Here is a 6403-nt window from a genome sequence, read left to right as displayed (position 1 = left end):
GGTATTATTCTTTTATATTTTGATTTTAAAGAAATACTATTTCATTTTCACAAATTCACTTGAAATCAAAAGACAGGTAACAATGGTTTCTCTCACTTTTTTCACAGAATTGAAATTTTACTAGCTTTGCTTTTTTTCTTCTTTCCGATTAGGATAATCACTTGAGTAAAATTTGTTGTTTGGAGGAAGAGAAATGCGTACTTATGTGAAAAAAATATCTTACCCGATTGTTATGTTGTCTTTGCTTGTAATGTCCTATGTGACACCATTGTTACCAGTCGTTACAGCTCATGCGGACACCGAGGGAAACACCAAAATAATTCTATTTCAAAATGAAAAAGGAACAGCGCAAGTGACCTCATTACCAGATCCTACCACAGGGGAGATCACTTGGACGATCCAAGTAGAAAAGAATCAACAAGCAGCAGCTAATCAACTGGCATTTAGCTTGAGTGAAGGAGAACGAACGGTTCTGCCGGAATCAATCCAAAGCAACGGCACGCCATTTACATATGATCCGCAAAGACAGCAGCTGATGGAAGAAACTACTAGCAGCTCCTTTAGCCAAATGACGCTAACGTTTCATACAAAAAGTCTTGAAACATTGACAATCAAATCCGCGTTTCTTCAAACAGATGAAGAAAATGGACAAGTGAAAGAAGACCTCATCAACGCAACCGATGTAGCAGTTGTTCTACCTGAAACTCAATCCACAGAAGCAACGAGTACCGAAGCAGTGCTTGCCGAGAGTCAGGAATCAGAGGTTTCTGAAAAACCGACTGCAACAAAAAGCAGCGAATCACAACCACAAGCAGAGTCAAATACCGCATCAACAGCAATAGAATCACCACTTGATACACAAGCAAGTGCGCCAGCAGCTTCAAAACTATCAAGTGGCGGCAGCTTTAAAAATGATGTGCCAGAAGTTGATGACGTACTTCTAGGAGAAGCCCAGTTTTTTCATATTTTTGCTAACCATGCGACGCTAAATACTCACACGAACGGAAACTTAGCAGTGGGGGAACTAAATGGAAATGTCAATTTTGGAACCAGTATTCAGGATGGTTCGTTGGCGACAGAAATCAATTATATTCAAAAGGTCAATACGATCGCAAATTCTTCCTTTGTGTCAGGAACTGATAGTAGAAAAAACAAAGTTGTTTTTGGCCCATCAGTCACAGTAGATTTAGCAGATCAAAATCAGCAACCTGCCGTTTTTGTAAATGGTCAGAGAATGGATCACTTGAAGACTTCCGAAGTTTTTCAAGATCAATCCGTGAGTGAGCCTTATATAGACTTTGAACAGGCATTTTCAACGTTACAGGCGACGTCAGAAAGACTGGGAGCTTATCCGCAGACACCCGGTGTAACCAAGGATTTCACTGATAATAATCAGCGGGTCATCAATACCGCCCGTGCTGAAAATGATACGCAAGAGGTTGTGTTGACCTTAACGGATGAACAAGGAAACCCGCTTGATGACGGTGTTTACGAACTTCAAAATAAAAAGACACATAAAGAGGTTGATGAAGAGGTCACAAATGATGATGGACAAGTAATCGAAACGGATATTCCAGAAGGGGATTATTCCTTTGTTGAAACAGAAGCGCCAGATGGTTATCTAATCGACAAGAAACCAATTTCCTTTTCGGCAGATACTATTGATGAAGAAGATCAAAAGGTAGTCGTTACTCTTTCAAAAACAGAATTAGAAAAAGATACACCAATTACCATCAAAGGGCTAACAAAAGGCACGTCTCCTGTACTCATCAATGTGGATACCGAAAGAGCAAGTACCGTTAATATCAAGTCGCAAATCAAACTAGAATATACAGATGGCACGACGCGCAATAGTCATGAAACAGAAGATTTTGATGATGCCGTTATCCTGTGGAATTTTATTAATCAGCCAGAAAATCAAAAGCTTTCGATTAATAGTCCCTTCCAAGGAACGATTTTGGCTGTTGGTGATACAGTTGATGTCCACCAAAATGTTGACGGCAGTATCATTGCTGATACGGTATTGGTCAATGCGGAAACCCACCGCTGGGATCTTCAAGCCAATGAAACGGTTGTACCGATAATCAAACTTGCTGCAATGAATCACCTGCTGTCTCTTGATACAACGACAGTCAGCGGAACCAAAACGTGGGACGATTATGACAACAAATTTAATACCCGTCCGACAAGTATTACGGTTCAAGTACTGCAAAACGGTGAAGTGTTCCAAACAAAAACGGTTACCCCAAATAAAGAGGGGGAATGGCATTATGAGTTTACCGATCTACCGACAACCGACGAATCTGGTCAGACCTATGATTACGCAATTCAAGAAACACCCGTTGAAGGATACACCATCAAAGTAAATGGCTATGACCTAGTCAACACCTACCGTAATACCGAAACGACAGACGTAGCTGGAACAAAGACATGGAATGACTACGACAATAAGTTCAATACCCGTCCTGAAAGCATCACTGTCAATCTGATGCAAAACGGCGAAAAATACGCAGAAAAAAATGTAAAAGCAGATAAAAAAGGCAACTGGACCTATCGCTTTGACAATCTGCCTAAGTATGATACCGAAGGAAAAGTGTACACTTACACGATCCAAGAAGAAAATGTTTCAGGATACACCAGTGAAATCAACGGTTATGATCTAGTCAATACGTACCGCAATACGGAAACAACAACAGTTTCAGGTACGAAAACATGGAATGATAACAACAATCAGCTCAACATCCGACCAAAAAGTATCACTGTCGAATTGATGCAAAATGGTAAAAAGATCGACAATCAAATCGTAAAAGCCGATAAAGAAGGCAACTGGACCTATCGCTTTGATAATTTGCCTAAGTATGATACCGAAGGAAAAGTGTACACTTACACGATTCAAGAAGCAGACGTTTCTGGATATATCAGTGAAGTAAACGGCTATGACCTAGTCAATACGGAAACAACCACAGTTTCAGGCAGAAAAACTTGGAATGACAACGACAACCAATTCAACACCCGCCCTGAAAACATCACTGTCAAGCTGATGCGAAACGGCGAAAAATACGCAGAAAAAAATGTAAAATCAGATAACCACGGCAACTGGACCTATCGCTTTGACAATCTGCCTAAGTATGATGCCGAAGGAAAAGCCTACACTTACAAGATCCAAGAAGAAAATGTTCCAGGATACACCACCAAAGTAAATGGTTATGACCTAGTCAACACCTATCGTAACACCGAAAAGACAGAAGTATCAGGAACAAAGACATGGAATGACTATGACAACAAGTTCAATACCCGTCCTGAAAGCATCACTGTCAAGCTGATGCAAAACGGCGAAAAATACGCAGAAAAAATCGTAAAAGCCGATAAAAAAGGCAACTGGACCTATCGCTTTGATAAGCTGCCAAAATACGATGCCGAAGGAAAAGCCTATACCTACACGATCCAAGAAGGAAAAGTTCCAGATTACACCACCAAAATAAATGGCTATAACTTAGTCAACACTTATACAGGGCCAGAGACACCAAAAACCCCGAGTGATCCTAAAAAGCCGCAGGTCCCGTTGTCACCTAAAAAGCCAGATACTTCTAAACAATCGGAAGATGACAACAAGAATGACGCAAACCATGCGACTACTGAAAAACGATTGCCTAAGACAAACGAGCGCTCTTCTTATGAGTGGAGTATCCTTGGAAGTATTTTACTCGTTACAAGCGTTGGCATACTTTATCGACGAAAACATAGTTAACCAATTAAAACTTTGTCCTGCTTCTCTGCTAGAAGTCAGGGCAAAGTTTTTTTTAAGTATAGGACTTATTTAAGACGTGCGACAAAACTTTGGCTGAAATCCATTGTAAATGGTAAACTAAAATTAAGGGGGGATCCTATGGTTTGGCTATTGCTACTACTGCTTATTTTTGGTTTTTTGGTGTACTATGTATATCGCACGTCTGTTTTGAAAAAGGGCGTACGCTATTTTGTTTCGGCGATCATTATGCGAAACAATGAATGGTATGAAAAAGAAGGCAGAAAGAAACTGGGGATTCCATACAAAGAGCGGATCGCAACAAAGAGTTCGGCTTTTTGGACACAAGGTTCGGAATGTACGGTAACGTCCGCCGATGATCTGATCCTAACAGCGGAAGTTTTTGATCAGTGTGCAAAAACGTGGGTGATCTGCTTGCATGGGTATCGCAGTGATGGGCAAGCAGACTGTCAAGAGGCAGCCGAGAAATTCTGGTCTGCTGGTTACAATGTTTTAGTTCCTGATTTACGTGCACATGGCCGCAGTGAAGGCAAAGAGATCGGTTTAGGGTGGCTAGATCGGATGGATCTGCTTTTGTGGATCGATAAGATTTTGGAAAAAGACCCACAAACACAAATCTTCCTCTATGGTTTAGGAATGGGGGCTGCGACCTTGCTGCTGGCTAGTGGAGAAGTCATGCCGGTGCAAGTGGCTGGGTTGATCTCAGACAGCAGCTATACGTCCGTTTACAGTGCGATCCGATCAAGTTTGCCGCAATTTTCTCGGTTACCGATCAAACGCTTTTTGCGCTTAGCGAATCGCTATAGCAAACAATTAGTCGGTTATCCCTTCTTGCAGATCTCGGTGACCCGACAAGTCGGCAGCAACCATTTACCTGTGCTGTTTTTACAAGGAGAAAAAGATTCGTTTCTTTCGGAAAAAGAGATCAATACCTTAATGGAAGCAACGGCTGGACCGAAACAAAAAGTCCTCTTTGCGAATATGGGACATTTACAGGCAGTGAAAGATGCACCAGAATATTGGCCAACCGTTTTGCAATTCATTGAGAATATCAAACAAAATACAGACATCGTCTGATAGAAAGGAAGAAAGCAATGGAAATCAAAGAAGAAAATAAACGTTTTGCTTTGTATGATGGAGAAAAAGAGGTGGGAGAAATCACATGGCAAGAAACGCCAGATGATGTTCTAGAAGTAGACCACACCTTCGTCAACCCTGATTATCGCGGCCAGCAATTGGCGCAAAAATTACTCAAAGCGGTTGTTGAAAAAGCAAGACGGGAAGAGAAAAAAATTATGCCTGTCTGCTCCTTTGCGGTCAAAGAGTTCAAAGAAAAACCAGAATACGATGACGTACTCGTTCGCTGATTTGAACGAAAGTGATCTATGAGAAAAAGGCTGTCAGAAAGGACAGTCTTTTTTTTAAACCGTCCTGCAACGGTCAATGACAAAAAGAGAGTAGTAATTTCCAGCGGAAAATGCTAAAATGGAAAGGACGACTTTAGCAAGCAAGGAGGAGCTAACGTGTATAACATCTTATTAACTGCTGTGATCGTTATTTCGATTTTAATGGTCATTACGATCATGATGCAGCCTAGCAAGCAAAATAGTGCAGCTAGTGCCTTTACCGGCGGTGCAGATCAATTGTTTGGTAAGCAAAAAGCCCGTGGATTTGAAGCGGTGATGCAGCGTTCAACGGCCATTTTAGGTTTTGTTTGGATGGTCTTGCTCTTTATTTTGGCTTTTCTTTCATCAAACTAATCACTTTGTTAGCGAACCTCTCGTAAAGAGAGGTTTTTTTCTTTTTAACGGGAAGATTTTGATCGCATTTGTCGAAGTATTCTTGCTAACTATGGTAGAATTGGACGTGAGGTGAAAGGAAACATGAAAACATTTAATCAACCAAAACCGGTTTTTGCTGAACACGGCAAACGAGCGGTCATTTTGTTCCATGCCTATTCAGGCAGTCCTAACGATGTGCGCATGCTTTGTCGTTCGTTAGAACAAAAAGACTACACGGTTTATACACCGATGTTTACTGGACATGGTACACCGAATCCAGATGATATCTTAAATCAAGGAATGACTGTTTGGCAGCAGGATGCTGCGGATGCAGTTGCTTATGTGAAAGAAAAAGGCTATGAGGAAGTTGCCGTTCTTGGACTTTCGATGGGTGGGATTTTAGCGATGGATCGTTTGACGCAAGACCCAACATTGATGGGCGGCGGTCTTTTTTGCTCACCGTTATTTGAAACCAAGAACGAAGTACCAGTCAATTTTGAAAAGTATGCTGAAATGGTCATACCCTACGCTGATTTAGATGAGGCGACCCAAAAAGAAATATTGGCAAAAGTCCCTCGTAAGGTCAGAGAACAACTGCAAGGAATCGAAACAGTCGGACAAACCACAGCTGAGCATTTAGGAAAAATCGAGCGCCCAATCTTCCTGGCGCAAGCAGGAAGGGACCAAATGATCGATCCACAGACGGTTTTCAAAACCGCAGCGGCATTGTCCCATGTTCCCTATACGCTTCAATGGTATCCTCAAAGTGGTCATGTGGTGACGGTTGGACCAGAACGGAAAAAATTAGAGCAGGATGTGTTTGCTTTCTTAGAAACACTTGCTTGGAAAGAGTGAG

The 6403-nt window shown here is 41.6% G+C and carries 5 protein-coding genes; all 5 read left to right on the top strand.

Annotation, left to right across the window (positions count from 1 at the left end; all coding sequences use genetic code 11):
* Positions 1 to 193: 193 nt before the first annotated feature.
* The 5 genes from A5867_RS14015 (at position 194) to A5867_RS13995 (ending at position 6402) form a co-directional block, all read left to right on the top strand.
* Positions 194 to 3748: a Cna B-type domain-containing protein gene (locus A5867_RS14015; RefSeq protein WP_087627837.1), complete on the top strand. Its 3555-nt coding sequence runs from the start codon at positions 194 to 196 to the stop codon at positions 3746 to 3748.
* 138 nt (positions 3749 to 3886) lie between these two features.
* Complete coding sequence (locus A5867_RS14010) at positions 3887 to 4843, top strand: alpha/beta hydrolase (protein ID WP_087627836.1); 957 nt, start codon at positions 3887 to 3889, stop codon at positions 4841 to 4843.
* A gap of 17 nt (positions 4844 to 4860) precedes the next feature.
* Complete coding sequence (locus A5867_RS14005) at positions 4861 to 5133, top strand: GNAT family N-acetyltransferase (RefSeq protein WP_015510184.1); 273 nt, start codon at positions 4861 to 4863, stop codon at positions 5131 to 5133.
* Positions 5134 to 5289: 156 nt separating this feature from the next.
* A complete protein-coding gene (gene secG, locus A5867_RS14000) occupies positions 5290 to 5526 on the top strand; it encodes a preprotein translocase subunit SecG (protein ID WP_005228700.1) in 237 nt (78 codons plus the stop codon).
* A gap of 123 nt (positions 5527 to 5649) precedes the next feature.
* Positions 5650 to 6402: an alpha/beta fold hydrolase gene (locus A5867_RS13995; protein WP_005228701.1), complete on the top strand. Its 753-nt coding sequence runs from the start codon at positions 5650 to 5652 to the stop codon at positions 6400 to 6402.
* Position 6403: the final 1 nt, after the last annotated feature.

Origin of the sequence: Enterococcus sp. 6D12_DIV0197 (assembly GCF_002174385.1) — a bacterium.
Lineage (GTDB): Bacteria > Bacillota > Bacilli > Lactobacillales > Enterococcaceae > Enterococcus_D > Enterococcus_D casseliflavus.
Note: the sequence above shows the minus strand (reverse complement) of the source record. Positions and strands in the feature narration are given on the sequence as shown.

Excerpts from the sequence above, each read along its gene's own strand:
- A5867_RS13995 (WP_005228701.1), top strand. The coding sequence starts at position 5,650 with ATGAAAACATTTAATCAACCAAAACCGGTTTTTGCTGAACACGGCAAA.
- A5867_RS14010 (WP_087627836.1), top strand. The coding sequence starts at position 3,887 with ATGGTTTGGCTATTGCTACTACTGCTTATTTTTGGTTTTTTGGTGTAC.
- A5867_RS14005 (WP_015510184.1), top strand. The coding sequence starts at position 4,861 with ATGGAAATCAAAGAAGAAAATAAACGTTTTGCTTTGTATGATGGAGAA.
- A5867_RS14015 (WP_087627837.1), top strand. The coding sequence starts at position 194 with ATGCGTACTTATGTGAAAAAAATATCTTACCCGATTGTTATGTTGTCT.